Origin of the sequence: Sedimentitalea sp. (assembly GCF_039973035.1) — a bacterium.
Classification (GTDB): domain Bacteria; phylum Pseudomonadota; class Alphaproteobacteria; order Rhodobacterales; family Rhodobacteraceae; genus Sedimentitalea.
Map to the genome: position 1 here is coordinate 138,643 of NZ_JBDWLR010000029.1, position 25,855 is coordinate 164,497.

The window sequence follows — 25,855 nt, forward strand, 5'->3', positions numbered from 1 at the left end:
CCATGAAGCTGTCCGATCGCGACCTTGCCCTGCTCGACGGTGACGAAGGCGAGGCGGCGCAACAGGCAATGGAAGCGCTGGTGCAACTCGGCGAGGCCTATGATGCAGCGGATATAGTCGAGATCGGCTATGCCCATGTCCACGCGGGCATGGCGCTGTACAAAGGCGATGTGGAGTTGATCGAGGCCACAGCGCAGCAGGGCGCACGGATGGTGGTGCCGGTCTCCACCAACATCGCCAATGCCGACATGGGTGACTGGCAAGGCACTGGTGCGCCAGACTCGTTGGGCCTTTTGCAGAAACGGGCCGAGGCCGCGCATCGCGCCATGGGCAGCGCGACCTCTTTCACCTGCACGCCCTATTGGGCCGGGCACTGGCCGACCTGGAACATGCATATCGCCTCAATTGAGAGCGGGGTGACGGTGTTTGCCAATTCCGTTCTTGGAGCGCGGTCGAACCGGGATGGGTTCTTTGCGGTCTATGCAGGAATGACCGGGCGCTATCCGCGGTTCGGCCTGCATCTGGACCGCAATCGCCAGCCGACACATCGTGTCACCGTCACGGCGCATCCCTGCGGTACGGCGGATTTCACTGCCCTCGGCTATGCCATCGGAACGGCGGTGGGCAGCGGCGTGCCGTTGATCCGGGGCCTGCAGACGCGGCCCTCACTGGATGAGCTTGACGCTATGGGGGTGGGCATGGCGACCTCGGGCGGGGTGGCGATGTTCATCGTGCCCGGCGTGACGCCGCCCTTTGGCGAAGAGGCAGATGTGACGGGTCTACCGGAGGTCGAGGTGGCCGAAACCAACCTAGCGCAGGTTTTCGATGATTTCTGCACCGGCGAAGAGACCGGCTTTGATTTTGTGCATCTGGGCTGTCCCCATGCCTCGTTTGAGGAGATGAAGCATTATGCGGCTTTGCTCATGGGGCGCCGTATTGCGCCGGGGGTGGAGCTTTGGGTCACGACCAGCCGGGCGGTGCATCAGATGGCTCGCGATGCGGGTCTGCTGGCACCGATGTTGGCGGCGGGCGCGCGGGTGGTGACGGATACCTGTCCGATTTCCTGCCATTTCGCCTGCACCTGTTCGCCCGATCCCGCGCTCGGAGTGACACCGCCGACTCTGCGAACGATCTTGGTCGATAGCGCCAAACAGGCCCATTACGTTCGAGATATGATTCAGTGCCCGACGCTGTTTACCTCCAGCGAATTGGCTGTGGAATCGGCCGTGACCGGGCGCTTTATCCCTCGGAGGCGGCGCAATGGCTGAGGCGATCTGGCAGGCGCGCGGCGTGGTGAAAGGGCAGGCAGAGGGCGAGGCGCTAATCTCTCAGACAGCGCTTTCGTTTCTGGGTGACTTAGATATCCGTTCAGGCCAAGTGGTCGGGCGTTCCAGCGATCTGCTGGGAGCTTGCGTTGCCGGGCGTGTGTTGGTGCTACCAGCCAGTCGCGGATCGGCGGGTGCGTGGCGGTTCCTCTATCAACTCAAAGTCCATGAAACCCATCCCGCCGCATTGATCCTGCGAGAGATGCCGGACCCGTCGGTGATGCAAGGTGCGATGCTGGCCAAGGTGCCGGTACTTGTGGCGCCTGACGGAGATTTCTGGTCCGAACTGCGTGATGGCGACGTGGTAACGGTCGATGGCGAAAGTGGGCAGATCATTCGAAGCTAAGTGGGTTATTGCGTCGTGCAGGGCGCGGCCAAATCGGAGATGAGACCGGGTTCTGGCCGGCAGGAGAGCGAACATGAAGGCAGACGTGACCGTAATTGGGGCGGGGATCATCGGCGCCCAGACGGCGGTGCAACTGGCAGAGCGTGGGCTGAGCGTCGTCATCGTCGATCCCGGCCCGCCGGGTGGGGAGCAGGCGGCGAGCTTTGGCAATGCGGCGTGGTTGTCATCGCATTCAGTGACGCCGCCCTCGTCGCCCGGCGTCTGGAAACAGGTGCCCAAATGGTTGCGGGATCCGCTCGGGCCGCTGAGTGTGCGGCCTGGCTATCTGCCCAAGGTGTTGCCGTGGTTGCTGCGCTATCTCGCCGCCGGGTCGACCGAGGCAAAGCTGCGTCAGGTCGCGGGCGAATTGCGGACTTTGCTGAAGGACGCGCCACGGTTGCACGAAGAGGTGGCGTCACGTGCCGGTGTGCCGGAATTGATCGACGTCTGCAGTGGACTGATGCATGTCTATCGCGATCGGGCAGGGTATGAGGCCGATGGCTTGGGGTGGCGCATCCGGCGCGATCTGGGGATCACCTGCGACGAGGTCGAGGCCGAAGAACTGGCACAGCGTCAGCCGGAACTGGCCAAGGAATACCGCTTTGGCGTCAATGTTCCCGAGGCGGGGCAATGCCTGAATCCCGGTGCATATTGCGCGGCGCTGGTATCCTATGCACAGACGATGGGTGCCCGCCGGATCGCGGCCCGTGCGACAGGGTTTCGTTCTGAAGGCGGTAAGTTGTTGGCGGTTGAGACCACGCAGGGCGAGATTGCCTGCGATGCTGCGGTGATTGCCAGCGGTGCGCGGTCAGCCGCGCTTGCGAAACAGGCAGGCGACCGGGTGCCGCTGGAGAGTGAACGCGGGTATCACGTCACGGTCGAGGGCGGGGCGAACCTGCCGGGGCCGACCACTTCGGTCATGGTCAGCGACCGCAAGGTGGTGATAACGCGGCTGGCCACGGGTATCCGTTGCGCCGGGCAGGTGGAGATTGCCAGTCCGGATGCCGAGCCCGATTGGCGTCGGGCCGAGATCATGCGCACGCACCTTGGGGCGGTATTCCCGGAATTGGATGTCAGCGAGGCGCGGGTCTGGCTTGGTCTAAGGCCCAGTATGCCCGACGGCAAGCCAGTAATATCACGGGCGCGCGGCATCAAAGGTGTCGTTCATTGCTTTGGTCATGGTCACGTCGGCCTTGTTTCCTCCGCTCGCAGTGGCAAACTGGCGGCGCAACTGGTTACGGACGAGCCGCCCGAGATTGATCTTACCCCCTTTGCTGCCACGAGGTTCTGAGCATGAGTGACCCCATCCGACCCTATGGTGCCCCGGGTGAGAATATTGCGCGTGGCGGCAAGGCACTTTACGGCGCACCGCTTGGCATCCTGATGCTTGAGGCGCGATTTGCCCGTACCTATGGAGAAATGGGTCATGCCGGAACATGGCCGTTCCCGGTGGTCTATCGCATTGTGCGTGGCGCCAGCCCCAATCGGGTTGTTTGTGACGTCGCGCGAGGGCTGCTCGATGATTTCATCGATGCCGCACGCGATCTCGTGGACCTGGGTGCCGAGGCGATCACGACAAATTGCGGCTTTCTGTCGATCTATCAGCGTGAACTGGCGGCTACGGTGGGCGTGCCGGTGGCGACGTCTTCGATGATGCAGGTGCCCTGGGTGCAGGCGACCCTGCCACCGGGCAAACGGTGCGGGATCGTGACGATCAATGGCGCCGGTTTGACTCCTGCGCATCTGGAGGGGATCGGCGTGCCACTCGACACGCCCGTTACCGGGACCGAAGCCGGACTGGAGTTTTACCGCACCATCATCAAGGCCGAGAAGGATGATCTAGATCTGGCGCTGGCCTGTGCTGATGTGGTGGCGGCGGCAAATCGGTTGGTGGCCGAAAACCCGGATGTTGGAGCTATCGTTTTGGAATGCACGAATATGTCGCCCTACAGCGCGGCGGTGCAAGCGGCGACCGGGCTGCCGGTGTATGATATCTATTCCATGGTCACCTGGTTTCACGCGGGATTGCGACCACGCCGTTTTGCGCCCGGCGGTTAAGGTCAGGTTGGATCAAAAAGCCAAACGCCGGAGCCGAGCGCGGGATCAAAAGGCAGAGCGAGAGAGCCGTCCACCCAACACGCTCCGGGCCGATTCTCGAGAACAGACACATCCGCAAGCCCGATCCGCAAGCCGACGAAACAGGAGCAACCGTGATCGACCGGCTGGCCTACAAGGGTGGAGGCGTCATCCTGTGGCAGGATCTCGAGCGCACCACGATCGAGCGGTATCCGCAAGCCCGCACCATGCGGTTCTGCAGGCCGGTCAAGGAAACGGGAAAACCGGGCGGCCGTCTCGGCTGAGTCTGGGGATGAAAGCACAATCGCTTGCAGTGATTGTGCGCCATTTGCATGTGTCGTCCAGCGTGGCTGCCACATGGCGGCCTCGTTGTGGTGAGTCAATATCTGCACGCGGCCTTCGGGCATGACACCGGCGGCAAGCCGCGCAACGGAAAAGGCGGCGTTTTCGACACCGGTTTCCGTCTCAACGTCGCGTGAGAAATGCACCAGCGGGCGCATGTTGTGACCCGCCGCCGAAAGCTCCGTATGCCGTGCCGCAGCATCCGCCACGCCAAAGGCCGCCAGATGCAGACCTGCACGGTGATCGAGCGCTGCGAGGAATTCGCGTCCGATGGGCGTGTCGGTGGTATGAACGAGGACCTCTATATACCCCTCAGGCAGCATGACGCAGATATTGCCAGTTCCGGTAAGCCGCGACTCGCCGGTTTGCGGGTCAGGCTGGACCTGTGCGGAAAACGGAGTGACCGTGAAGCCGAGCTCTTCAAGCGCAGCCCGCGCTGCGTCAGGATCCGCTACGAAATGCCCGGAATGGTCGAGAGACACCTCGTTTGCGTGGGGAAGATTAGCTGTTTTCATGGGCGATTTCCTGACAATAGAAGCCTGTATTATTAGGTCTCTGGAAAAACCGTTGCAATGCACTCTTAGCTGTATATTGTGTTGTATACAAATGGTGTCTCGCTCTGGCGGGAAAGCCATGACTCTGCGGACCCGGAGCGCCGGACCTCCGCACCAACACAACTAAGAGGTTCATACATGACTTTCACAAAAGGTCTCCGCACAGCTCTGTCTGGCGCTGCGATTCTTGTCGCCGGCACGCTGGCCGCCGATGCACAGGATTTCCCCAAGAAGGACATCACTCACATCATGCCGTGGAGCGCGGGTGGTGGCACCGACACCGTAATGCGCACCTTCTTGCAATATGCGGAAGAGCCGCTTGGCGTGGGCATCCGTACACAGAACGTCACTGGCGCACAGTCTGGCGTTGGCACCCTGCGTCTTATGAAGTCGCGCCCGGATGGTTATACCATCGGTTCGCTGACCTGGGACAGCATGATCACCGTGCCCTACAAGAATCTCGTGCCAGGGTATGACACTGCGTCGCTGAGCTATCTTGCCAATGTGACGCTCTATCCCACGGTGCTTGCTGTAAACGCCGATACCGGATGGGAAACACTGGACGACTTTATCGCCGCTGCAAATGCAGCACCGGGCGAGGTAACAGTTTCCGACTCGGGCATTGGTGGTATCTGGCACCTGCACGCGCTCGACATGGCAGAGCAACTGGGTGTTGAATTGAACCACGTTCCTTTCCCGAATGGCTCGGCAGAACAGCGTGAGGCGCTGATTTCGGGTGAGAACGATGCAGCAAGCCTGAGCTATGCCACAGTCTCGTCTGCTGCTGATGCAGGTCAGGTAAAGGTGCTGGCGGTCATGGGTGCGGAACGTGATCCGAGCCTGCCTGACGTGCCCACATTTACGGAACTGGGGTATGATGTGATCTGGGGCGGCATGCGCGTGCTGGCGGTTCCGGCAGAGACGCCTGACGAGATCAAACAAACCCTGACCACCGCATTCAAGGCCGCCTATGACAATCCCGAGTTTCAGCAAAAGTCGGCTGACACCGGGATGAATGCTTATTGGATGGATGGGGCAGAGACCGAAGCCTATGTCGAGCGTACACAGACACGTGCGCTGAAGCTGCTGGACAAGTTGAAGTCCGAGGGCGTACTGGAATAAGCCGATTTTCGACGGCTCTTAAAACACAGCGACCCGACCGTGCGACACGGCCGGGTCGTCTGACAGGTGAACCCTTCGAAAAAGGCTCTTCCATTGACGATGACCCGCCAGGCGCTTTTTGCGCTTTTCCTTCTCGCAATCGACGTGGCCTATCTTCAGCAGGCGCTTGAACTTCCGTTGCCGTTCGCCAGCGGAGAACCCGGCCCCGCGCTGATGCCGATGGTTCTTGTCCTCACACTTGGGATCGGCGCGCTTGGCGTATTGGTGCAGGAACTGCGCGGTACGGCGCGGCATGAGGATGACGAAGATGCCAATTTCAGCCTGCGCACCATTGCGCTGATCTTGCTGACATGTGGCTTTGTCTGGGCATTTGAACCGTTGGGATACTGGTACGCGACGCTGGCTTACGCCTTTGGTGTGGCCTGGCTTTTTGAGCAGGAGCGGCTTGGGGCAGCAAAGGCCCTGCTAACCTCGGCATTGATCTCGGTAGGGATCACTGGGGTCGGTTGGCTCTTCTTTGTCACTCTTTTCGATCTCTTTCTGCCCCAGGGGTATTTCTGATGTTCGCCGATTTGATGGGCGGCTTTGCTGCCCTCGCCAATCCCGAGACCTTTCTGTATCTCGTAGGCGGCTTCCTCATGGGTCTCGTCTTTGGCGCGATACCGGGACTGACCGCAACTCTGGCCATTGCACTGCTTTTGCCGTTCACCTTTGCGATGGAACTGACCAATGCATTGGTGATGGTCATGGCGATCTTCATGTCGGGCATCTATGCCGGGTCCGTCACCGGGATTACGGTAAACATTCCCGGTGCGGCATCGGGTGCGATCACGACGATGGAAGGTCATGCGCTCATGAAGCGCGGTCACGGCGCCAAGGCACTGAGTCTTGACGCGCTGGCGTCCTCGATCGGAGGTGTGCTGGGCGCGGCGGTCCTGATGTTTGTGGCCGTCCCGATGAGCGAGTTCGCCCTGATGTTCCGCACACCGGACAAATTTGCGCTCGTCTTCATGGCCGTCGTTACGGTGGTGATTGTTGCCAAGGAATCGATCTTCAAGAGCATGGTGGCCGTCTCGCTGGGCCTGATGATTTCAACCGTTGGGTTTGACAACATGGTGGCGCAGGGTCGCTTTGACTTTGGCAGCGCCAACCTGATCGAGGGTGTGCAGTTGCTGCCTGCCGTGATCGGCCTCTTTGCGATCTGCGAATTGTTGCTGCAGGGCGGTTCAAAGATCCGCGCGGCTGCCGATACGCCCGCATTCAAAGTGCGGCACAGGGACTTCTGGCCCGACTGGGATGACATACGAGAAATCGGGTTTTTCACCTATTTCAAAAGTTCGGTCATTGGCGTGCTGATCGGGATGCTGCCCGGAGGCGGCGCCTCGATGGCCTCATTTGTGGCCTATGCCGAGGCCAAACGCGTGAGCAAGAAACCCGAGGAATACGGGAGCGGCTCCCACGAAGGGCTAGCGGCGGCAGAATCCGCCAACAACGCCATGTGTGGTGGGGCCGTTGTGCCCTTGCTGACACTGGGTATCCCGGGCGATTCAGTCACGGCGATCATTTTTGGCGTGCTGCTCATACACGGTCTCGTCCCCGGGCCCGGCCTGCTGACCAACGAGATGGCCACCATTGCGCCGATGTTCGCAGCACTGATGGTCGCAGCGGTATTTGTCTTTCTTTCGGTACTGGTTTTCGGGCCATATTACATCTGGCTGGCGCGAATGAATCGCGGCGTACTCTATGCCTTCATCGCCATGGTGGCGATGGTCGGCACCTATGCCTCGACCTATTCTGTGTTCCAGATGTGGATGGCGCTGGCGATCGGAATTTTCGCTTGGTCCCTCCGACTGATGGCTTATCCATTGGTGCCGATGTTGATGGGAATTATCCTCGGTCCCTACCTCGAACTCTATATGCGCCGCGCTCTGATCACATCAAACGGCGACGTGATGACCTTCTTCACCAGTCCGATCAGCATAGGTCTTTACCTCATGACCGCACTCTTCATCTACTTCCTGAGGTTCAAGGCACCTAAGACCGGCTCGTAAACCTGTTGATGTCCGTCCGGCATTTGCGCGGCCTGTATTGTTGATTTGTGCATTCCCCTCAGGCCTGCCAAAAGCCCATCGTTTTCCGCAAATGGCCAGTTCCAATGAGAGCTGGTTCTGCACGCCCGGCAACGCCGCCGAAATCCTATACTATGCGGAACTACCCTCGTTTTTCTTTCGTTTCTTAGCGGATATCGCCTCGCGATGTTATTCGGGCTTTCTCTTCAACCTCAGATTTGCGCATCAGGTATACATGATCAAAAAGGTTCGTGACGACGCAGCAATGATTGGGAATGATTTGCAATCGCTCGCCAATTTCAGGGCGCTCTGGGCAAGCTGACAGGTCAACAATGGCGTGCTCTTCGGACAATGCGGTGACAACGGCCTCCGGGTAAGCAACGATGTGTCCGTGGCCTGCCGCGCCACAAAGATCAGCGGCCAGCGCCTTGGAGCCACTGTCCAGAATTGCACGATCCGGCGTCGGGCGGCTGACAACTGTTGCAAGAACGGTCAGCGCACACCGATCCAACGCGCCATGTCCCCAAGCCACTTGCATCCGATCGCCGTAAATATAGGTGCCCGGTCGGTATTCATTTGCGGCGGGGATTTCGGCAGCGCGCATCAGGTCAGGTGTTCCGCCGATCGAAATCCGTTCTGGCCGAAGGTCTGCCGCCGTCAGGGCGGTCATTGCTTCCACGAGCCACTTCTGGACGTGTTGTGTCTTGCCCTGAGGTGGATAGCTCATCAAGCCTGCAAAGGTCAGACCGGGTGCGGCGTCTATGGACTTTGCCAGTTCGACGGCTTCTGACGCAGTTTGCACCCCGCAGCGCCCCGCCCCGGTGTCACATTCAACCAACACAGACAAGGGCCGCGACGGGTCTGTAAAGCGCGCCGCATAGCCCGCAATGGTTGGTGCGTTATCCGCTGTCACCGACAAGGCCGTGCGTTTGTGCAGTGCGTAAAGCCGCTCCAGCTTGGCATGTCCAAGGATGTTGTAGGGCAGGAAAATATCTTCTATCCCCCCATCTGCCATCGCCTCGGCCTCACCCAGTTTCTGAGCGGTGATCCCCACGGCGCCAAGTTCTTGCTGAAGGCGGGCAAAGCGTGGCAATTTGTGCGTCTTGACGTGTGGTCGCAAGGTCAAGCCATGCGCGTCGCCATAGTCTTGCGCCGCCCTCAGGTTGGCATCAACCTTGTCCAAATCGATCAATACGGATGGGGTATCTATGTCATTGATATCCATGTCAGACCTTTATCGAATTGCGTCCAGAAAGGGCAAGTTTCCTGCCGACAGGCCGGCATCGACGGCAAGTGTGGTCCCGGTGATACCCGACGCCAATTCCGAGGCCAGAAACAGAACCGCATTTGTCACTTCCTCGGGGGTTACGATACGGCCCAACGGATAAATAGATTGCAGCTTGTCCAGAACCGTGGGGTTCGCCGCGAGCCGATGTTCCCACGCTCCGGTGCGAATAGAGGCGGGCGCGACGGCGTTGGATCGAATGCCGTTTGGGGCCTCTTCAACGGCGAGGGCGCGCATCCAGGCCATCGTCGCAGCTTTGGCTGCCGAATAGACCGGATTGCCAAAATGACTTGTTGCATTACAGGAAGAGATGAAAACGAATGCACGATTGCCAGTCGCAGTACGCATCGCCGGTAGCAGAGCGTGTGTAAGTAACGCCACGCCGTTGAAATTGCAGTCCATCTCATCGTCGATTCCCGCAGCGGTCGTCATCGCAAGGGTTTCCTGACGGGTCCAGCCTGCGTTTGACACAACCACATGTGGGGCACCGTTGGTCAATATCTCCATCGCGTTCTCGGTCATCGTCGCCTTGTCGCGCAGGTCAAAGAAATGACGTTCCGCGATATGCGGAGCAGAGAGGTCGGTCCCAGCCATATCGCATGCGATGACCTGCGCACCAGCGGCGGCGAACCCCTTGGTCAGAGCGCTTCCAACACCGCCGCTTGCGCCGGTGATGACAACACGGGCCTCGTCAAATCGGATCATCGTAATTGCCTTCTTGAAATTTCGGCGGGATTGGCGATGGTCCTTGCGAAAGCAACAGAGGAGCAATTTGCATGATCAAGGAATTTTTCGGATCAGCCCAGGTCCCACTATCGCCCGCCGTTCGGGCAGGGGATTTCGTGTATGTTTCCGGGCAGGTCCCGATGGTTGACGGCAAGAAAGTCGAGGGTGGTGTCGCCGCAGAAACCCGTGCCGTTCTTGATAACATAGGCGCGGTTCTGGAAATGGCAGGTTGTGACATGTCAGATGTGGTTAAAACCACCGTATGGCTGCGGGATCGCGACGACTTTGCTGCGTTCAATGAAGCATACGGCACATATTTCCCTGCAAATCCTCCGGCGCGTTCAACCGCAGAATCCCGGCTGATGATCGATATCGCGGTGGAAATCGAAGTCATCGCTTATAAACCGCTCTGAACAGGGTCGGGACGCCCATAAACCGGCGTCTCGATGCCTTCCATCCGCGCCTTGAGTTGTAAGGCAAGGAACCTAGAGTAGAAGCGAGACAGCGCCAAATTGCCACCATGAAACCAGAGATTTTCGGCGACCGTGGGTTTCCACATATTGCGCAACTCACCCTGCCACGGACCCGGGTCGCCCTTGACGCCGGATCCCAATCCCCAACACGGGCCGATCGCGGTTGCAACTTCGGGCGACACGATGCCAGCGACAATCTCATTCATCGATTGATACCCGGTGCAGGCAATGACCACATCAGCTGGTACCGTCTGCCCATCGCCGAGTTGCAATCCATCTGGTGTCAAAGCCACCACGTCCGCCCCTGAAACGACCTTGATCTCGCCGTTTGCAATCAGTTCAGAGGCGCCCACATCGATGTAATATCCTGATGCAGTGCGCAGCGCCTTCATCATCAGCCCGCTGTCATCCTCGCCAAAATCAAAAGCGAACCCCGCAGCGCCCAACCGGTCGTAAAACGCCGCGTCGCGCTCGCGTATTTCCTGATAAAGCGCCCGCTGCTGATCAGGGAACAGGGCATAGGGGACCGAAGCCGACAGCATATCTGCGACATCGACTGTGATGCCTTGCGCGACCGCGTCTTCGGAATAGATTTCAAAGCCCAGTTCCATCAGTGTCTCTGACCTCACGACCACACTGGGGCTGCGCTGTAGCATGGTCACATTCGCGCCGGCCTCCCACAGGTCAACGCAAACGTCATGTGCAGAGCTGGCGGCGCCAATGACCGCGCAGGTTTTCCCGGCAAAGGCCTCTCCGGATTGGTAGGCGCTGGAATGGATCAACGTCCCGGCAAAGTCCTGCACACCCGGAAGGTCGATTTCGCGTGGCGGGCCATAGGCGCCAGTCGCAAATACCAATTGCTTGGGGTGCAGCGTCACAGGCTCGCCTTCGCGCGTCACTTCGACCGTCCAGGTTCCAGTTTGGTCATCAAAGCTGGCCTTGTCACAACTCGTGGATTGCCAGATTTCCAGCTCAAAGATTTTCGCATAGGCCTCTAGCCAATCGCCCAGCTTGTCCTTTGGGGTGAAGACTGGCCAGTTCTGCGGAAACTCGAGGTACGGCAGATGATCATACCAGACCGGATCATGCAGAACGAGGCTGCGGTACCGATTGCGCCAGCTGTCTCCCGCTCGGGCGTTTTTCTCTACGATTAGCGCCGGTACGCCCAGTTGCCGTAAGCGCGCGCTCAATGCGATCCCGCCTTGTCCGCCGCCAACAATCAACACATATGGCTGGTCTTCGTATCCGATGCGACGGGTTTCTTCGCTGCGCAATTCCGACCAGGTGCGCCGTTGGCGGTCGGCGCGATGGGTCAGCCCTTTGCTGCGGGTTTGCCCGCGTGGTTCTTCGTGTCCGTGCAGGTCCTCAAGCGCGGTCATCAGGGTATGGCATTTGCCATCGACAAGGGTGATCCGGCCTTTGCACCTGCCCGTCGCCGTTTCAAACGCAATCCACGAGGAGGCGTTGTTGCCTGCGATCTCGGCTTGCCCGGTGGCGTGCCAGCCTCGTGGGGTGGTGTGTGCCAAAGTCTCGCTCAGCATCGCAACGATCTCGGGGCGCCCCTCCATCGTCTTTATGTTCCACGTAAAGGCCAGCAAGTCGCGCCAATAACAATCGTCGGCGAACAAGGACTGAACGGCGGATACGTCCTGTTTTGAAAGCGCCTGATCGAATACCTCGAGCCAATCGCAAAGCTGAGTTGTGTCTTTCATGCAAAGCCTCTTCTGGTCATGCTACTCTCCCAATGGCTCAAGCCCGACGCCAGTCCGTTCACTGACAAGGTTGAATTTGATCCGTCGCAAGTTTTCGCGCGCTTCCGGCCCCATGGCATACCCGGTTGCTGCTGCCAGCAGGTCGATGATCATCAAGAAAGCAAAGCGCGAGGCCGACGGTGTCAAGGCATCCGGATACTCCGAAATCCGCGTTGTCAGGGCAATTTCAGCGGCGTTCGCGAGCGCGCTGTCAGGTGCTGTGATGCCAATGCTGGCGACGCCATAATGATGTGCAAGATCAACGCAATCCAGAATTTCGCGCGCCCGTCCGGTCGCCGATATCGAAATAAAGACGTCATCGGATCGCAGGGTCGAAATCGACATGCGTGCCAGATAGGGGTCTTTGCACGCAATCACCGATACGCCATAGCGAAACAGCCTGACCTGAACTTCTTCGGCCAAGGTCGATGAACTGCCGCCAAGCCCCAAAACGATGACGCGCCGGGCTTTGGAGATCGCAGCCCCAGCCGCGTTCAATAGGGCTGGGTTCAATTGCACTTCGACTTCACGCAGTGCCTTGCGGGCCTCGTTGAAAACGGATCCCCAGAAAGGTGGCACAGAGTCACTGTCGGCGATGACCGGGGTCTGGTCCACGGTCAAAAATAATTCACCCACCACTAAACTTCGGGCCAGACGCAACTTGAAATCGCGCACACCAGTACATCCCACAGATCGACAGAACCGGGTGACACTGGGTTCACTAACCCCAGCCCTTTTTGCGATTTCTGCATTCGATGCAGCAACAGCTGCGTTGACATCGGACAACACGGCGTCAGCGACCTGCCGTTCTGCCTGACTTAGACCTGAATATTTGTCCTTGATTTGGGCAATGATATCACGCGCAAGATGCGGCTGTTCCTCTGCAGGCGAAGTGTTCTGGGGCTTGGTCATTGGCGGTCAGACTTCCCCATGATGCAACCTCAATCCTTTGATGTTTGCGCGACTCTATTCCGCGCCGAATCTCGTATCTGTAAGAAAGTTACAGCCCTGAATTCAATTTTTCCAGTTATTTTACAAGGTTATTTACTGAGCGTTCAAAAACATTGACAGGTAAGAAAGTTTGTTTCAACCTGTTTGCAGCAGTCCGGGGATTGCCCGAATACTGACGTCCGGCATTGGTTGATCGGCAACCAGCCCCAGCACGGAGCATCCACAGGTGACGGTCAAACTGGCTATCTCAGAGGCGGGCAAGCGGTATGGCGATTTTGACGCTCTGCTGAATTGCAGTTTCGATGTAGCGGAAAATACAATCGTGTCGATCGTCGGGCCTTCGGGATGCGGTAAGACCACGCTGTTGTGGTCGATGTCGGGCTTGCATGGCTTGACTCACGGCCAGATCCTGCTGGACGGCACCGCAATCACTGGTCCGCACCCGGACATTGGCCTCGTTTTTCAGGATGCCAATTTGCTGCCCTGGCGCAATTTGATGGACAACATCCTGTTTCCTTTCGAAATCAAGCATACCGAACCGGACAGGGAGTGGATCGATCACCTGCTGGATCGTGTCGGTCTGAAGGGTTTTGAGGCTCGTTTCCCACGCGAATTGTCTGGTGGCATGCAGCAGCGCGCTTCGATTGTTCGGGCGCTGTCGTTGCGGCCGCAAGTTCTTTTGATGGATGAACCTTTCGGCGCTCTGGATGCGTTCACCCGCGAAGAAATGAATAAGTTGGTGGAAGAGATCTGGCTCGAAACCAAAACCACCATCGTCTTCATTACCCACTCGATCGAAGAGGCCATATTCCTGTCAGATCGCGTCGTTGTTTTGACGGAGGGACCGGGCCGGGTTCTGTCCGATTATGCGGTTGATCTGCCGCGCCCTCGAACGCTGGAAACCATGAGCAGTCGTGCGGTCTTTGACCTGACCAACCGGATCAAGGCCGATATCTATGGCCAGCAATCCATTGCCAAAGCAGCGGAGTGACGGATGAGCGTAGGAACATCAAAGTCAGGACAGAGCGGCATGAACCAAGTCGGATTGTCAAACGCCTCGGCCTTTGCCAGCGGCACCGGCGCACGAACCTGGGCTGAAATCGTCGCGATCATTCTGACGGCGGTTTTTGTGATAGGCGGGCTGGAATTCAGCCTCCGTTGGTTTGAGGTGCCGCAATATGTCTTGCCGACGCCCTCCGCTGTCTGGACGGCTCTGATCAAGGAATTTCCACTGATTGCACCCCATCTGGGGTATACGCTGATCGAACTCTCTTGTGGTTTTGCTATAGGCGGCAGCATTGGCTTGATCCTGGCCGCGGTGATTACCCAGTTTCCCTTCGCCGAGAAGATCATCGCGCCCTACATCCTCATTCTTGTGACCACGCCGATGTTGGCGCTGGTGCCATTGCTGATCCTGCGATTTGGGTTCGGGTTCGAGCCCCGGATTATCGCGGTGGCGTTGGCGTCGGGACCGATGGTGATGATCAACGCCGCGACAGGTTTTCGGCGGGTCGACAACGACAAGATCGCGTTGGCCCGGTCCTATGGCGCGACGACGTTGCAGATATTCTGGAAGATCCGTGCGCCGATGGCCCTGCCGATGATTCTGGTCGGCCTGATGATCGGTGCAATCTTTGGGTTGTTGACGGCAGTAGGCGCCGAAATGGTTGGGGGTGGTTTTGGCCTTGGCAACCGTTTGACCACCTATTCCTCAATGATCAACATGCCAGAATTTTTCGCAGTGATCGTGATCCTGTCGATGCTGGGCATCCTGATCTACGTGTTCTTTTTCTTGGTCGGCAAGAAATGGGCAAGCTGGGAAACCTGAATCCAAACCACCAAAAAAACTAAACCATCACACAGGGGAATACTAGGATGACCATAACAAACAATAAGTTAACCCGCCGCCGCTTGCTTCAGGTGTCGGCAGCCGGTGCCGTAAGTTTTGGTGCGATGGGGTTCCCGCGATTTGCACAGGCAGAAGGGTATGACGGAGCATTCACCTGGATCAGCCCGCGTGGCACACTTGAAGTGTTGGACGACTATCCCTTCTGGATCGGCAAGAAGATGGGGTATTTCGACGGGCTCGACATCGACATGCAGCCCGGGCCGTCAGATGGCACCGCAACGGCGAAATTTGTTGATGTGGGACAGGCGGACATGGGCTTTCCCTCGCCCGGCGTCTTTGCCTTTGCGCTTGAAAACGGCATGAAGCTGGAATCCGTTTACCACATGGGCGCACGCGATACCTTCAGCCTTGCCTTTCGCAAAGGCGAAGGTGTCAAGGACATTAAGGATATCGAAGGCAAAACCATTCTGCTTGGATCGGCCGCGTGGCAACCAATCGTCGATCCGTTGCTGGCGGCGCAAGGCGTCGATGTTTCGACGATCACCTATGTCGAAGCCGGTTGGCCTACTTGGGGCACCGCATTGGCTGCGGGGCAGGGCGACGCGGCATTGTCCTGGGAAGGGTTGCGTGCGGAATGGATTTCCAGCGGGCTGGAGTTTGAATATTGGCTTGGCGTGCAACATTCGCCGCTGCCTGCCAACACCTTTGCCGTCCGAGCCGCCGACCTCGAAGACGAGGACAAAAAGGCGTTCTTGGTGAAATTCCTGCGTGGTTGGTCGATGGGCCTCGAATTTGCCGAGCATAATCCTCGCGCAGCCGTCGAAGCGGTGTTTGATCAATTCCCGACGCTGGGGTCAAACCTGTCCCCGGAGCTGGGTACGGCATCGATTCTGCAACAGATGAACGTGTTCCGCGGAGATTTCGACAAGCGCGAAGGCTGGGGTTGGCATGACATGGCGTCTTGGCAGTTGTTCTTCGATCTGATCGCCCAGATCTCCGGCGATGCGGAGCCTATTCAGGCCAGCAAGGTTTGCACCAACGCTCTGATCCCCGGTGCCAACGATTTTGATGTTGAGAAGGTCAAGGCCGACGCCGCAGCGGCAACGTTGTCCCCTGAGATGGCCGCCGTCGATATCGAGGCCATCCGAGCCACAATGTTCGATCAGGCCATCTGATCCAGGGGCGGAGGTGGGAACGCCTCCGCCTGTTTTTCTTACAACGAGGGTGGAGTATTCTCGATGACGCAACCTGTCCGTATTCTGGTGGTGGGGCTTGGCAACATGGGCGCTTCCCATGCTTCGGCCTATCACCGCAATCCCGGATTTGAGATTGTGGGCTTGTGTTCACGCACAATCAAATCCAAGACCATCCCCGATGAATTGCAGGGATACCCTTTGTTCGAAGACTATTCGGCGGCGTTGGCTGAATTGAAGCCAGACGCGGTTTCGGTCAACACATGGCCCAACACCCACGCCGATTACGCCATACAGGCGATGGAGGCCGGGGCCCATGTCTTCATGGAAAAACCCATCGCAACCAACAACGAAGACGCCGAACGTGTGGTCGCCGCCGCGAAACGGCTGAACAAGAAGCTGGTGTTGGGATATATCCTGCGGGTGCATCCATCGTGGGTCAAGTTCATCGAGATTGGCCAGACAATGGGCAAGCCCTTGGCGATGCGCCTCAATCTTAATCAACAATCTTCGGGCGATGCCTGGATGTGGCACAAGAACCTGATCGACAGTCTGATCCCGATTGTCGATTGCGGAGTGCATTATGTTGACGTGATGTGCCAACTGACAGGCGCGAAACCGGTGCGGGTCCATGGCATTGGCGCGGCCCTTTGGGGGGATGCCGAAAAGCAGAACTATGGCCATTTGCACGTGACCTTCGATGATGGATCCGTCGGTTGGTACGAAGCGGGTTGGGGACCAATGATGTCGGAAACCGCGTTTTTTGTGAAAGACGTGGTTGGACCAAATGGCTCGGTCAGTCTGGTGCCCAATGACGAGGCGCGCACGGATGCCGACGAGCTGTCAGACAGCGCGGATATCGACAAGCACACCAAGACCGATGCGATCCGCGTGCATTATGCGGACGTCGACGAAGACAAGAACTTTACTCGCAAGGACGACATTCTGTCGATGGACGACGAACCCGGTCATCAGGAATTGTGCGACCGCGAACAGGCGTTTTTTCTGAAGGCGATCAACGAAGACCTCGATCTGACGGAGTCGATGGAGGCAGCAGTAAACTCGCTGCGTATCGTGCTCGCTGCCGAACAAAGCATACGCGAAGAACGGGCAATCCGGCTTGATTGATACTGCAGGAGGTCTCCATGTCTGACGCAAAGACCCTCTATCGGCAATCAGATGCCATGGGTTTGGCTGACCATGTCCGGGCAGGGGATGTCAGCTCTCTCGAAGTGGCCGAGGCTGCGATCGAAACCATCGAGGCGCTGAATCCCCAGCTGAACTCGGTTATTTGCAAGCTATATGATTTGGGGCGGGAAGCGGCGGCCAAGACCGATACGTCGGCCCCGCTGGCAGGCATTCCGTTTCTGCTTAAGGAACTGGCCAGCAATTGGGCCGGGGTGCAGGCGACCAATTCTTCGAAGTTCTTGAAGAACAATGTTGCAGCGCAAGACAGCCATCTTACGCAAAGAATCAAGGCCGCAGGTTTGACCCTGCTTGGCAAAACCAACGCCCCCGAGAACGGCTGGAGCATTGCCACAGAACCGGCTCTGTATGGATCAACGCTCAACCCTTGGAACCCCAAAGTCACACCGGGCGGATCAAGTGGCGGCAGCGCGGTAGCCGTTGCAACGGGAATGGTGCCGATTGCCGAAGCCAGCGATGGGGCCGGATCAATCCGTGTGCCTGCATCATGCTGTGGTGTCGTCGGGTTAAAGCCGTCGCGCGGTCGCGTCAGCCTTGCGCCTTTCGCGGACTATTGGGCCGGCGGGGCCTATTTCCTGTGCAACACGCGTACCGTGCGGGATACAGCCGCTTATCTTGATGCGGTGTCGGGCGCATTGCCGGGCGATCCATACCCGGTCGCCGCTATCTCTGACACCTTTGGCGAGCTTGCAAGTCGACCACCGAATGGTTTGCGCATCGGCTTTACCGTTACTGCACCCAACGGCGCGCCCGTCGATCCCGAAGTGAAGGCCGCAGTACTGGCCGTCGCGAAACAGCTTGGCGCGCTCGGCCATGAGGTCGAGGAAAAGGACATGGCGCTGGACGCAGAAAACCTGTGGCAGACCTATACCGACATGACCTGTGTCGAAACTGCCGGGATGTTTGATTTCATGGAAACCCAGGAAAACAGGAAAGTATCACCCGACGATGTTGAACCGGTCACCTGGGCGATTATCGAGCGCGGCCGTGCGACGCCAGCGACGGCCCATGCCGGACGCGTGGAATCCATACGCCAAGCCGCCCGTGCCATTGTTCAGGATCTGTGGCCCTTTGACGTCTATATTACGCCCACACTGACGCAACGTCCGCGACCAGTGGGTTTTTACGATATGGGCATGACTGACCTCGACGCATACAACGCACTGTGGGCCGACAGCGTTTTCGGATTTCCGTTCAACGCCTCAGGCCAACCCGCGATGTCATTGCCGCTCTGCCAGTTCTCGGACGGGCTTCCTCTTGGTATCCAATTGATCGGACGCCCCGGCGATGATGCGGGTTTGCTTGCACTGGCCAGCGTTCTGGAACAGGTGATGCCTTGGAAGGACCGACATCCCCCCACCAGCAGTTTCGGAGACACTGATGGGAAATGATCTGGTCCTGACCGGCGGGCGGGTGATCGACCCGTCGCAAGGCATCGACCGGGTCACGGATGTAGCCTTTTGTGATGGCAAAGTTTCTGAGATTGGTGATGGGCTAACGGCGCAGAACCGGCGCGACGTCTCAGGTCAGATCGTCACGCCCGGGTTGATCGATCTGCATACCCATGTCTATTGGGGCGGAACGTCTCTGGGTGTTGATCCGGATTCATATGCCTATCAAAGCACAGTCACGACGACTGTCGATGCTGGTAGTGCCGGTCCCGGTAATTTTCCGGGCTTCAAAGCGCATATGATCGACCCGGCACAATCGCGCATTCTGGCCTATTTGCATGTGTCCTTTGCAGGAATCTATGCCTTTTCACCAACGATCATGGTTGGTGAAAGCCACGATATGCGCCTGATGGCCGCTCGCGAGGCGGTGGTCATGGCCGAGGCTCACCGCGAGAGTATCGTTGGGATCAAGGTGCGCGTCGGGCGCCACGCCAGCGGCGACTCGGGTGATGCACCGTTGCGGGTTGCATTGGATACGGCGGATCAGGCGGGGCTGCCATTGATGTGCCACATCGACGAGCCCCCGCCGACGTACGCAGATGTCGTGGATATGTTGCGGCCCGGCGATGTGCTGACCCACTGTTTCCGCCCGTTTCCGAACGCCCCGGTGCTGGCGGACGGCACGGTTCGCCAATCCGTCCTTCGGGCGCGGGAACGCGGTGTGTTGTTCGATGTCGGGCATGGAATGGGGTCGTTTTCCTGGAAAACCGCCAATGCGATGATGGCGGCAGATTTCGCGCCCGATACCATCTCGTCTGATGTACATGCCATGTGCATTGAAGGCCCTGCCTGGGATCTGTTGCGGACGATGACCAAGTTTCTCGCCCTTGGCATGCCGTTGTCAGACGTGATTGCCAAAACCACTGTGAATGCCGCAAATGCCATTCAACGCCCCGACATTGGGACCCTAAAACCGGGTGCAGCAGGGGATGCCAGTATTCTTTCGCTCGAGCCGACGCCAATTGAACTTGAAGACGTGCAAGACAATATCGTTTCTTACCCTGAGCGCTTGGTCGCACGCGGACTAGTCATAGGTGGCAACTGGTACGAGGCCGCCTCATAATGTCATTCACGAATTCGATCTGGACGTATCCGTGGGATCTGCATGATATTGGGTTGGACGCGGCGTTTGACCGGATATCGCAGGCCAGACTGAACGCAATCAGCCTGGCGACATCGTATCACGCAGGCCTGTTCTTGCAGCCCGGCAACCCGCGTCGCCGGATCTATTTCCCCGAAGATGGCACGGTCTATTTCCGAAGTGACCCGACCAGATGGTCGGATCACGAGATCACCCCAAAGCAAGCCGCGATCGTCGATGACGAGGGCGATATGCTGGACGCTTTGGTGCGAAAGCGCGAAGCGGGCGGCCCGGCCGTGTCCTGCTGGACCGTTTGCCTGCACAACACCCGTCTGGGCATGAAACACCCCGGTCATGTGATGCGCACCGCATATGGTGATCCGCTGTCCTATGCGCTCTGCCCATCCAGCCCCGCGGCGCGCGCCTATGTCACCGGTCTGGTGTCGGAGATCAGTGAGTCCTACCGGCCTGATAGAATTGAACTGGAAAGCCCTGATTTCATGGGGTTTCCGCATGGGTTCCATCATGAAAAAGACGGGCTGTCTTTGTTACCGGACGAGTCATTCCTGTTAGGTGTCTGCTTTTGTGATCATTGCCGTTCTAGGGCCACCGCTGCGGGTATTCCCGCCGACATCGCGCAGGCGCAAGTCACATCAATTCTGGACAATACCTTTACCAGAGAGTTGCCGGAATCACAGTTTCCCGACTTTCCCACGAACGGACTTAAGAGCTTTGCGGTGCACTCGGCTCTCTCGGCCTATCTGGCATGGCGCAGCGAACCAGTCACATCGTTGATCGCAGAAATTCGGGAGGCGACCCATCCCGACACCAAAGTTCTGCTGATCGATGCCGAGGGAACATGGACCGGTGGCATCGACCTGCCCAATCTCGTCCCTCATCTGGATGGGGTCCTGCACTGTGTCTATGAAACGGAGCCGTCCAGGATCTCGCCGCTCTTGGCGCAAACACGCGCTTTGCTTGGCCCGGACAAGACGTTGATCGCTGGGTTTCAGTTGTTTCATCCTACAGTCCGAGATCAGAGCGATCTGGTAAATCGAGTTGCCCAAGCGGCGTCGCACGCTGATGGGGTAAACTTCTACAACCTCGGATTGGTGCCATCCGCTCGACTGAAATGGATCGACACAGCACTGCAGAAGGTGTTGTCACCTTAAATTGGGCCGTCCGCAGATTTTCACATGAGGTGGAGGCATGCGAAATTCTCCGAGCGTTGCCACGCCTCGACTGTTTCCAGTCTGTTGTTTAGCTATGCGGGTCAAGAAGCTCTGGACATGAAGCAGGGTGGTATCCCACGCGGCACCCACGCTGAACCGCTGGAGCCATGGATAGGCCTCGCAGTTGAGACGGGGTTGGTCCCGATCATACGCTTTGCGTTCGTGCTCCGCCGCGACATCGGCGCGGTGCGGAACGCGATCAAACTATTATGGAGCTAACGGGCAATGTACGGTCGAGCCAGTGAAGGCCAGAATGCTGCAACTGCGCAACACCAAGTGACACCGGCGTCAGGCCCTGCATGCGGACGCCAACGCTTGATGGTATCCCGTGAATCGTCAGGTGCCCGGGTCTTTGCCCGATGAAGATACGACATGATCGCCATCGATCCCGCCTAGGGAATGGAACAAGCCGCTGGTGTTATTCACCCCGAATTTACGCAACAGCTTGGCACGATAAACCTCGACGGTGCGGTGAGAGATATCCAGCCTCAAAGCGATTTCCTTGCTGGTCAACCCATCCGATAAATAGCTAAGGATCTCGCGTTCGCGGCGGGTGAGCGGCGAATACGGGCGCACAGCACTCAAGTCGGCAAAGCTCCAGACTGCACGGGCCAGCGGATTGGCAGAGGTAAAGGAATGCCCACGCACCCTGCACCAGAACAGCGTGCCATCCTTGCGCGCCATGATCCGTTCGTCCCAGTACTGATTGGTTTCGCGCAATTGCTTTACACCCCGGTCGCGAATGTTCACGAATTCCTCTTCTGACGGGTACAGAATTGAGAACAATTGATCGCGCAGCGCTTTACGATCATAGCCAAACATTTCGGCGAACGCGATGTTGCAATCTCGGATCACGCGCATCTCGGTAACCACAAGTCCGACCGGCGCATAGGTAAACGCAAGCTCGGCAAAGCGGCCGTCTTCATAGCAATCGTCGATACGTATTTCCACGATCTTGTCCCAGCCCTCAAAGTCCCGGATGCTGTTGCACACGTAATGGACGGACCAAGTCGGCGCAACTGCCGCCCTTGGCCCAGAGGGAGGAAACAATGAAAATATTGACGCGGTTCGCCGCCACATTTGCCACGTCCGTCGCCTTGGCTGGTGCCGCCTGGGCAGAAGACCCGATCAAAATCGCACTCGTGCATGGGCTGTCCGGCTCCAGTTTTGAGGCCTTCTCAAAACAGGCCCAGACCGGGTTCGAAATGGGCTTGGAATTCGCAACTGATGGCACCAACGAAATCAAAGGCCGCCCAATCGAGGTGATCATCAAAGACACCCAGTTCAAGCCTGACGTCGCGCGTGCCGTTTTGGCCGAAGCCTATGGCGACGATGAAGTCTTGCTGGCCGTGGGTGCGACCTCGTCGGGCGTTACCAAGGGCATGCTGCCGATTGCAGAAGAGTACGAAAAAATCCTGATCGTTGAACCTGCCGTTGCGGACAGCCTCACTGGACCAGACAGCAACCGATATGTGTTCAAGACATCGCGCAATTCATCGATGGACATGCAGGCACAGGCGCTCGCGCTCAAGCCGGACGAGAACCTCTTTGTAGCAACGCTGGCCGAAGACTACGCATTCGGTCGTGACGGGATCACCGCATTCAAGGCAGCACTTGACGGCAGCGGCGCGACTGTTGTCGCCGAAGAGTATGTTCCGCAAGGCACTGCTGATTTCACCGCTGCCACGGAACGCATGTTCAACGCCCTGAAAGACAAAGAAGGCCGTAAGGTCATTCTGGTCTATGTTGCGGGTGGTGGCGATGCGCCGGGCAAGATCCACGCCCTGGACCCCGGCCGCTATGGTATCGAAATCTCGATGGGCGGGCACATTCTGCCAGTGCTGCCAACCTACAAGCGCTTTCCCGGTATGGAAGGTGCCGTCTATTACTATTACGAAGCCTATGACAATCCAGTGAACCAATGGCTGGTTGAGGAACACGAGAAGCGTTTCGGCAGCCCCCCGGATTTCTTCACTGCCGGTGGCATGTCTGCTGCGCTCGCGGTTGTTCAGGCCCTGGAAACTGCCGAAAGCTATGAAACCGAGGACCTGATTGCCACGATGGAAGGCATGTCTTGGGAAACGCCCAAGGGAACGATGACATTCCGTCCTGAAGATCATCAGGCGCTTCAGTCCATGGTTCATTTCAAGATCCGTGTTGAAGACGATGTCGAATGGGCAATCCCCGATCGGGTGCGGATCATCGAAGCCGATGAAATGGACATCCCAATTGGTCGCAACAACGATTGAGATATTGATCCGGCCTGCCATTGCAGGTCGGACAACTCACCGATCTGCAAGATAGTCACATGTCCCAGCCTTCTCTCGTTACCAACGATCTGACCATCCGGTTTGGCGGTCATGTAGCGGTTGATCACGTCACCTGCGCCTTTCATCCGGGCGAGACGACGGTGATCGTCGGCCCCAATGGCGCGGGCAAGACGACCTTTTTCAACCTGATCTCCGGGCAGCTTGCTGCCAGCGCTGGCACGGTACATAAGGGCGACACCGACATCACGCGGCTCTCTCCGTCCGCGCGGGCGCGTCTAGGGCTTGGTCGAGCCTTTCAACTGACCAACCTCTTTCCGCAATTGTCCGTCCTGGAGAACATTCGGCTTGCCGTACAGGCCCGCGCCGGCGCCGGCTGGGGCCTGTTTCGCCCGGCTGCGGCGCTAACCGAACTCGTGGACAAGGCAGAAACATTTCTTGAGGCAGCGCAGCTTGGCTCCAAAGCCCATATGCCTGCTGCCGCACTGCCGCATGGTGATCAGCGCAAGCTGGAGGTGGCCTTGCTGATGGCGATGGAGCCTGACGTTTACATGTTCGATGAACCAACCGCTGGCATGTCGTTGGATCATGCGCCGGATGTTCTCGACCTGATCGCAGCGATCAAGTCTGATCCGACCAAGACTGTGTTGTTGGTCGAACACAAGATGGATGTGGTTCGCGCCTTGGCTGATCGCATCATCGTTCTGCATAACGGAGAACTTCTGGCCGATGGTGCCCCCGAAGACGTTATGAGCAGCCAGATTGTGCGTGACGTCTATCTTGGCACCGCGACAGAGGATACCGCATGACCCTGCTGGCTGTTCGCAATATGAAAACCGACATCGGCCAATACGCCGTGCTGCATGGTGTCAGCTTTGACGTAAATGAAGGTGGCGTCTTTGTTTTGTTGGGCCGTAATGGCGCTGGCAAGACCACAACGTTGCGTTCGATCATGGGGCTATGGCACCCGTCGCCCGGCTCGGTGACGTTTCAGGGTAAAGAAATCTCTGGCATGGCCACGGCCGACATCGCACGCAAGAACATCGCCTACGTCCCTGAGAACATGGGTATCTTTGGTGGACTGACGATTGAGGAAAACTTGATCCTTGCCACTGCAAAGGGCAAGTTCGACCAATCCCGCCTGTCACGAATTTATGAGCTGTTTCCGGCGCTTGAAAAGTTCTGGACCAAACAGGCGTGGAGCCTGTCTGGCGGGCAGAAACAGATGCTCGCTATTGCCCGCGCGATTGTCGAACCCCGAGCGCTGATCTTGATCGACGAACCGACAAAGGGGCTTGCACCGTCGATCATCGCCGCAATGAGCGAAACGTTTCGCGAGATCGCAGAAAGCACGACGATCCTGCTGGTCGAACAGAATTTCAACTTTGCCCGCGGCCTGGGCCGCGACATGGCGGTGATCGACGATGGCCGTGTCGTTCATCAGGGCACGATGGCAGATTTCGCCGCTGACATCGAACTACAGGGCCGTTTGCTCGGCCTGTCCGCATGAGGGAATTCATGGATAAACTCTCTGATACATTGGCGCGCTTTGGAGGTGTCAACCTGCTGCCTGTCGCATTGGCCGCCATTGCCTTTGTGTTGATCGGTGCGCCATCTTCCTGGGTCACCCTGACGATTGCCGGGCTTTCGATGGGCATGATGGTGTTCCTGATGGCGTCGGGTCTCAGCTTGGTGTTCGGGCTGATGGACGTGCTGAACTTTGGCCACTCCGCCTTTATCAGTTTCGGCGCCTTTGTGGCCGCGTCGGTTCTGGCAGCGTTGGGGGGGTGGCTGGGCGGCGACAGTGTCTTACTTGCATCCCTCGCGCTTGGCCTCGCGCTGCTGGCGGCGATTGCCTTTGGCCTTGCAGCGGGCCTGTTTTTTGAAACCGTCATCATCCGCCCGGTTTATCGCGACCACTTGCGGCAGATCCTGATCACCATGGGCGCGCTGATTGTTTCAGAACAGTTTATCCTCGCCATTTGGGGGGGGACGCCCGTGACCGTCCCGCGACCGGAATTCCTCAATGGTGCCTGGATCATTGGCGACGTCAGCATCGAAATCTATCGGGTCTTTGCCTTCGGCCTTGGGCTGGCAGTCTTTGTCGGACTGATGGTCTTGCTGAACCGCACCCGCATCGGATTGCTGATCCGCGCCGGCGTCGAAAACCGCGAGATGGTCGAGGCCCTGGGGTTCAAGATTAACCGGCTGTTCATCGGTGTGTTCATGTTGGGGTCCGCATTGGCCGCCTTGGGGGGCGCAATGTGGGCGGGTTACGAAACCCTGATCACCCCGGCGCTTGGTGGGGAAATGATGATCGTGGTCTTCATCGTTGTCATCATCGGTGGCTTGGGGTCGATCGAAGGCACACTGCTTGGGGCGATCATCGTCGGGCTTACGGCCAACTACATCGGTTATCTTGCCCCTAAACTCGCGCTCGCCTCGAACATGATCCTGATGATGGCAATTCTGATGTGGCGCCCCAGTGGCCTGCGGCCTGCGGTGAAATGATGGGAC

25 protein-coding genes are annotated in these 25,855 nt (G+C 58.1%); 19 read left to right on the plus strand and 6 right to left on the minus strand.

Annotated features, from left to right (window positions below; genetic code table 11):
- Positions 1 to 2 precede the first annotated feature (2 nt).
- From ABJO75_RS06920 to ABJO75_RS06935, 4 genes are all read left to right on the plus strand, one after another.
- The gene (locus tag ABJO75_RS06920; RefSeq protein WP_348128690.1) at positions 3 to 1,268 is read left to right on the plus strand and encodes an aconitase X catalytic domain-containing protein; all 1,266 of its coding nucleotides are present in this window, start codon (positions 3 to 5) and stop codon (positions 1,266 to 1,268) included.
- Positions 1,261 to 1,671, plus strand: a complete 411-nt coding sequence (locus tag ABJO75_RS06925; protein ID WP_348128692.1) for a DUF126 domain-containing protein — start codon at positions 1,261 to 1,263, stop codon at positions 1,669 to 1,671. Before ABJO75_RS06920 ends, ABJO75_RS06925 begins: the two co-directional genes overlap by 8 nt.
- Positions 1,672 to 1,744: 73 nt before the next feature.
- Positions 1,745 to 3,001: an FAD-binding oxidoreductase gene (locus ABJO75_RS06930; RefSeq protein ID WP_348128695.1), complete on the plus strand. Its 1,257-nt coding sequence runs from the start codon at positions 1,745 to 1,747 to the stop codon at positions 2,999 to 3,001.
- Between the two features lie 2 nt (positions 3,002 to 3,003).
- Positions 3,004 to 3,768 (plus strand): aspartate/glutamate racemase family protein, encoded by a 765-nt coding sequence (locus tag ABJO75_RS06935; RefSeq protein ID WP_348128697.1) that lies wholly within the window; start codon positions 3,004 to 3,006, stop codon positions 3,766 to 3,768.
- A gap of 2 nt (positions 3,769 to 3,770) precedes the next feature.
- Here ABJO75_RS06935 and ABJO75_RS06940 read toward each other — a convergent pair whose 3' ends face one another.
- A complete protein-coding gene (locus ABJO75_RS06940) occupies positions 3,771 to 4,643 on the minus strand; it encodes a VOC family protein (protein ID WP_348128699.1) in 873 nt (290 codons plus the stop codon).
- 177 nt (positions 4,644 to 4,820) lie between these two features.
- Here ABJO75_RS06940 and ABJO75_RS06945 point away from each other — a divergent pair, with 177 nt between their 5' ends.
- The 3 genes from ABJO75_RS06945 to ABJO75_RS06955 all read left to right on the plus strand — a co-directional run bounded on the left by ABJO75_RS06945 (position 4,821) and on the right by ABJO75_RS06955 (position 7,855).
- The gene (locus ABJO75_RS06945; protein ID WP_348128701.1) at positions 4,821 to 5,804 is read left to right on the plus strand and encodes a tripartite tricarboxylate transporter substrate binding protein; all 984 of its coding nucleotides are present in this window, start codon (positions 4,821 to 4,823) and stop codon (positions 5,802 to 5,804) included.
- Positions 5,805 to 5,903: 99 nt separating this feature from the next.
- The gene (locus ABJO75_RS06950) at positions 5,904 to 6,365 is read left to right on the plus strand and encodes a tripartite tricarboxylate transporter TctB family protein (protein WP_348128914.1); all 462 of its coding nucleotides are present in this window, start codon (positions 5,904 to 5,906) and stop codon (positions 6,363 to 6,365) included.
- A complete protein-coding gene (locus tag ABJO75_RS06955; RefSeq protein WP_348128703.1) occupies positions 6,365 to 7,855 on the plus strand; it encodes a tripartite tricarboxylate transporter permease in 1,491 nt (496 codons plus the stop codon). Before ABJO75_RS06950 ends, ABJO75_RS06955 begins: the two co-directional genes overlap by 1 nt.
- 184 nt (positions 7,856 to 8,039) lie before the next feature.
- Here ABJO75_RS06955 and ABJO75_RS06960 read toward each other — a convergent pair whose 3' ends face one another.
- Both ABJO75_RS06960 and ABJO75_RS06965 read right to left on the minus strand, forming a co-directional pair.
- The gene (locus ABJO75_RS06960) at positions 8,040 to 9,098 is read right to left on the minus strand and encodes a D-TA family PLP-dependent enzyme (RefSeq protein WP_348128704.1); all 1,059 of its coding nucleotides are present in this window, start codon (positions 9,096 to 9,098) and stop codon (positions 8,040 to 8,042) included.
- Positions 9,099 to 9,107: 9 nt separating this feature from the next.
- The gene (locus tag ABJO75_RS06965) at positions 9,108 to 9,863 is read right to left on the minus strand and encodes an SDR family oxidoreductase (protein WP_348128706.1); all 756 of its coding nucleotides are present in this window, start codon (positions 9,861 to 9,863) and stop codon (positions 9,108 to 9,110) included.
- 71 nt (positions 9,864 to 9,934) lie between these two features.
- Here ABJO75_RS06965 and ABJO75_RS06970 point away from each other — a divergent pair, with 71 nt between their 5' ends.
- On the plus strand, positions 9,935 to 10,297 hold the full coding sequence (locus tag ABJO75_RS06970; protein ID WP_348128709.1) for a RidA family protein: 363 nt from the start codon (positions 9,935 to 9,937) through the stop codon (positions 10,295 to 10,297).
- Here the strand turns inward: ABJO75_RS06970 and ABJO75_RS06975 are convergent.
- Both ABJO75_RS06975 and ABJO75_RS06980 read right to left on the minus strand, forming a co-directional pair.
- Positions 10,282 to 12,069 (minus strand): NAD(P)/FAD-dependent oxidoreductase, encoded by a 1,788-nt coding sequence (locus tag ABJO75_RS06975; RefSeq protein WP_348128712.1) that lies wholly within the window; start codon positions 12,067 to 12,069, stop codon positions 10,282 to 10,284. The two genes, ABJO75_RS06970 and ABJO75_RS06975, sit on opposite strands and share 16 nt — an antisense overlap.
- A 21-nt stretch (positions 12,070 to 12,090) precedes the next feature.
- Positions 12,091 to 13,020, minus strand: a complete 930-nt coding sequence (locus ABJO75_RS06980; RefSeq protein ID WP_348432400.1) for a MurR/RpiR family transcriptional regulator — start codon at positions 13,018 to 13,020, stop codon at positions 12,091 to 12,093.
- A 265-nt stretch (positions 13,021 to 13,285) separates the two neighbouring features.
- Here ABJO75_RS06980 and ABJO75_RS06985 point away from each other — a divergent pair, with 265 nt between their 5' ends.
- The 7 genes from ABJO75_RS06985 (at position 13,286) to ABJO75_RS07015 (ending at position 21,011) form a co-directional block, all read left to right on the plus strand.
- Positions 13,286 to 14,050: an ABC transporter ATP-binding protein gene (locus tag ABJO75_RS06985; protein WP_348128717.1), complete on the plus strand. Its 765-nt coding sequence runs from the start codon at positions 13,286 to 13,288 to the stop codon at positions 14,048 to 14,050.
- A 3-nt stretch (positions 14,051 to 14,053) separates the two neighbouring features.
- A complete protein-coding gene (locus ABJO75_RS06990) occupies positions 14,054 to 14,887 on the plus strand; it encodes an ABC transporter permease (protein WP_348128720.1) in 834 nt (277 codons plus the stop codon).
- A gap of 47 nt (positions 14,888 to 14,934) precedes the next feature.
- The gene (locus ABJO75_RS06995; RefSeq protein ID WP_348128722.1) at positions 14,935 to 16,083 is read left to right on the plus strand and encodes an ABC transporter substrate-binding protein; all 1,149 of its coding nucleotides are present in this window, start codon (positions 14,935 to 14,937) and stop codon (positions 16,081 to 16,083) included.
- 63 nt (positions 16,084 to 16,146) lie between these two features.
- Complete coding sequence (locus ABJO75_RS07000; RefSeq protein WP_348128725.1) at positions 16,147 to 17,229, plus strand: Gfo/Idh/MocA family oxidoreductase; 1,083 nt, start codon at positions 16,147 to 16,149, stop codon at positions 17,227 to 17,229.
- 17 nt (positions 17,230 to 17,246) lie between these two features.
- A complete protein-coding gene (locus ABJO75_RS07005) occupies positions 17,247 to 18,698 on the plus strand; it encodes an amidase (RefSeq protein ID WP_348128727.1) in 1,452 nt (483 codons plus the stop codon).
- Positions 18,688 to 19,821, plus strand: a complete 1,134-nt coding sequence (locus tag ABJO75_RS07010) for an amidohydrolase/deacetylase family metallohydrolase (protein WP_348128729.1) — start codon at positions 18,688 to 18,690, stop codon at positions 19,819 to 19,821. Before ABJO75_RS07005 ends, ABJO75_RS07010 begins: the two co-directional genes overlap by 11 nt.
- Positions 19,821 to 21,011 carry a hypothetical protein gene (locus ABJO75_RS07015; RefSeq protein ID WP_348128730.1) on the plus strand — a complete coding sequence of 397 codons (1,191 nt, stop codon included), beginning with the start codon at positions 19,821 to 19,823 and terminating at the stop codon, positions 21,009 to 21,011. The genes ABJO75_RS07010 and ABJO75_RS07015 overlap by 1 nt, the downstream gene beginning before the upstream one ends.
- Before the next feature lie 396 nt (positions 21,012 to 21,407).
- Here the strand turns inward: ABJO75_RS07015 and ABJO75_RS07020 are convergent, their stop codons facing one another.
- The gene (locus ABJO75_RS07020) at positions 21,408 to 22,022 is read right to left on the minus strand and encodes a PAS and helix-turn-helix domain-containing protein (RefSeq protein WP_348128733.1); all 615 of its coding nucleotides are present in this window, start codon (positions 22,020 to 22,022) and stop codon (positions 21,408 to 21,410) included.
- A gap of 98 nt (positions 22,023 to 22,120) precedes the next feature.
- On the opposite strand from ABJO75_RS07020, the gene ABJO75_RS07025 reads away from it, so the two are divergent.
- The 4 genes from ABJO75_RS07025 to ABJO75_RS07040 are packed head-to-tail and all read left to right on the plus strand — an operon-like array spanning position 22,121 to position 25,849.
- A complete protein-coding gene (locus ABJO75_RS07025; RefSeq protein WP_348128735.1) occupies positions 22,121 to 23,320 on the plus strand; it encodes a substrate-binding domain-containing protein in 1,200 nt (399 codons plus the stop codon).
- Between the two features lie 59 nt (positions 23,321 to 23,379).
- Positions 23,380 to 24,147, plus strand: coding sequence for an ABC transporter ATP-binding protein (locus tag ABJO75_RS07030; protein WP_348128738.1), 768 nt, complete (start codon positions 23,380 to 23,382; stop codon positions 24,145 to 24,147).
- Positions 24,144 to 24,848 carry an ABC transporter ATP-binding protein gene (locus ABJO75_RS07035; RefSeq protein ID WP_348128740.1) on the plus strand — a complete coding sequence of 235 codons (705 nt, stop codon included), beginning with the start codon at positions 24,144 to 24,146 and terminating at the stop codon, positions 24,846 to 24,848. The genes ABJO75_RS07030 and ABJO75_RS07035 overlap by 4 nt, the downstream gene beginning before the upstream one ends.
- An 8-nt stretch (positions 24,849 to 24,856) precedes the next feature.
- A complete protein-coding gene (locus tag ABJO75_RS07040) occupies positions 24,857 to 25,849 on the plus strand; it encodes a branched-chain amino acid ABC transporter permease (protein WP_348128743.1) in 993 nt (330 codons plus the stop codon).
- Positions 25,850 to 25,855 lie beyond the last annotated feature (6 nt).

Bases quoted from the DNA above. Each gene is read 5' to 3' on its own strand.
- ABJO75_RS06920 (WP_348128690.1), top strand. From the start codon at position 3: ATGAAGCTGTCCGATCGCGACCTTGCCCTGCTCGACGGTGACGAAGGC.
- ABJO75_RS06925 (WP_348128692.1), top strand. From the start codon at position 1,261: ATGGCTGAGGCGATCTGGCAGGCGCGCGGCGTGGTGAAAGGGCAGGCA.
- ABJO75_RS06930 (WP_348128695.1), top strand. From the start codon at position 1,745: ATGAAGGCAGACGTGACCGTAATTGGGGCGGGGATCATCGGCGCCCAG.
- ABJO75_RS06935 (WP_348128697.1), top strand. From the start codon at position 3,004: ATGAGTGACCCCATCCGACCCTATGGTGCCCCGGGTGAGAATATTGCG.
- ABJO75_RS06940 (WP_348128699.1), bottom strand. From the start codon at position 4,643: ATGAAAACAGCTAATCTTCCCCACGCAAACGAGGTGTCTCTCGACCAT.
- ABJO75_RS06945 (WP_348128701.1), top strand. From the start codon at position 4,821: ATGACTTTCACAAAAGGTCTCCGCACAGCTCTGTCTGGCGCTGCGATT.
- ABJO75_RS06950 (WP_348128914.1), top strand. From the start codon at position 5,904: ATGACCCGCCAGGCGCTTTTTGCGCTTTTCCTTCTCGCAATCGACGTG.
- ABJO75_RS06955 (WP_348128703.1), top strand. From the start codon at position 6,365: ATGTTCGCCGATTTGATGGGCGGCTTTGCTGCCCTCGCCAATCCCGAG.
- ABJO75_RS06960 (WP_348128704.1), bottom strand. From the start codon at position 9,098: ATGGATATCAATGACATAGATACCCCATCCGTATTGATCGATTTGGAC.
- ABJO75_RS06965 (WP_348128706.1), bottom strand. From the start codon at position 9,863: ATGATCCGATTTGACGAGGCCCGTGTTGTCATCACCGGCGCAAGCGGC.
- ABJO75_RS06970 (WP_348128709.1), top strand. From the start codon at position 9,935: ATGATCAAGGAATTTTTCGGATCAGCCCAGGTCCCACTATCGCCCGCC.
- ABJO75_RS06975 (WP_348128712.1), bottom strand. From the start codon at position 12,069: ATGAAAGACACAACTCAGCTTTGCGATTGGCTCGAGGTATTCGATCAG.
- ABJO75_RS06980 (WP_348432400.1), bottom strand. From the start codon at position 13,020: ATGACCAAGCCCCAGAACACTTCGCCTGCAGAGGAACAGCCGCATCTT.
- ABJO75_RS06990 (WP_348128720.1), top strand. From the start codon at position 14,054: ATGAGCGTAGGAACATCAAAGTCAGGACAGAGCGGCATGAACCAAGTC.
- ABJO75_RS06995 (WP_348128722.1), top strand. From the start codon at position 14,935: ATGACCATAACAAACAATAAGTTAACCCGCCGCCGCTTGCTTCAGGTG.
- ABJO75_RS07000 (WP_348128725.1), top strand. From the start codon at position 16,147: ATGACGCAACCTGTCCGTATTCTGGTGGTGGGGCTTGGCAACATGGGC.
- ABJO75_RS07005 (WP_348128727.1), top strand. From the start codon at position 17,247: ATGTCTGACGCAAAGACCCTCTATCGGCAATCAGATGCCATGGGTTTG.
- ABJO75_RS07010 (WP_348128729.1), top strand. From the start codon at position 18,688: ATGGGAAATGATCTGGTCCTGACCGGCGGGCGGGTGATCGACCCGTCG.
- ABJO75_RS07015 (WP_348128730.1), top strand. From the start codon at position 19,821: ATGTCATTCACGAATTCGATCTGGACGTATCCGTGGGATCTGCATGAT.
- ABJO75_RS07025 (WP_348128735.1), top strand. From the start codon at position 22,121: ATGAAAATATTGACGCGGTTCGCCGCCACATTTGCCACGTCCGTCGCC.
- ABJO75_RS07030 (WP_348128738.1), top strand. From the start codon at position 23,380: ATGTCCCAGCCTTCTCTCGTTACCAACGATCTGACCATCCGGTTTGGC.
- ABJO75_RS07035 (WP_348128740.1), top strand. From the start codon at position 24,144: ATGACCCTGCTGGCTGTTCGCAATATGAAAACCGACATCGGCCAATAC.
- ABJO75_RS07040 (WP_348128743.1), top strand. From the start codon at position 24,857: ATGGATAAACTCTCTGATACATTGGCGCGCTTTGGAGGTGTCAACCTG.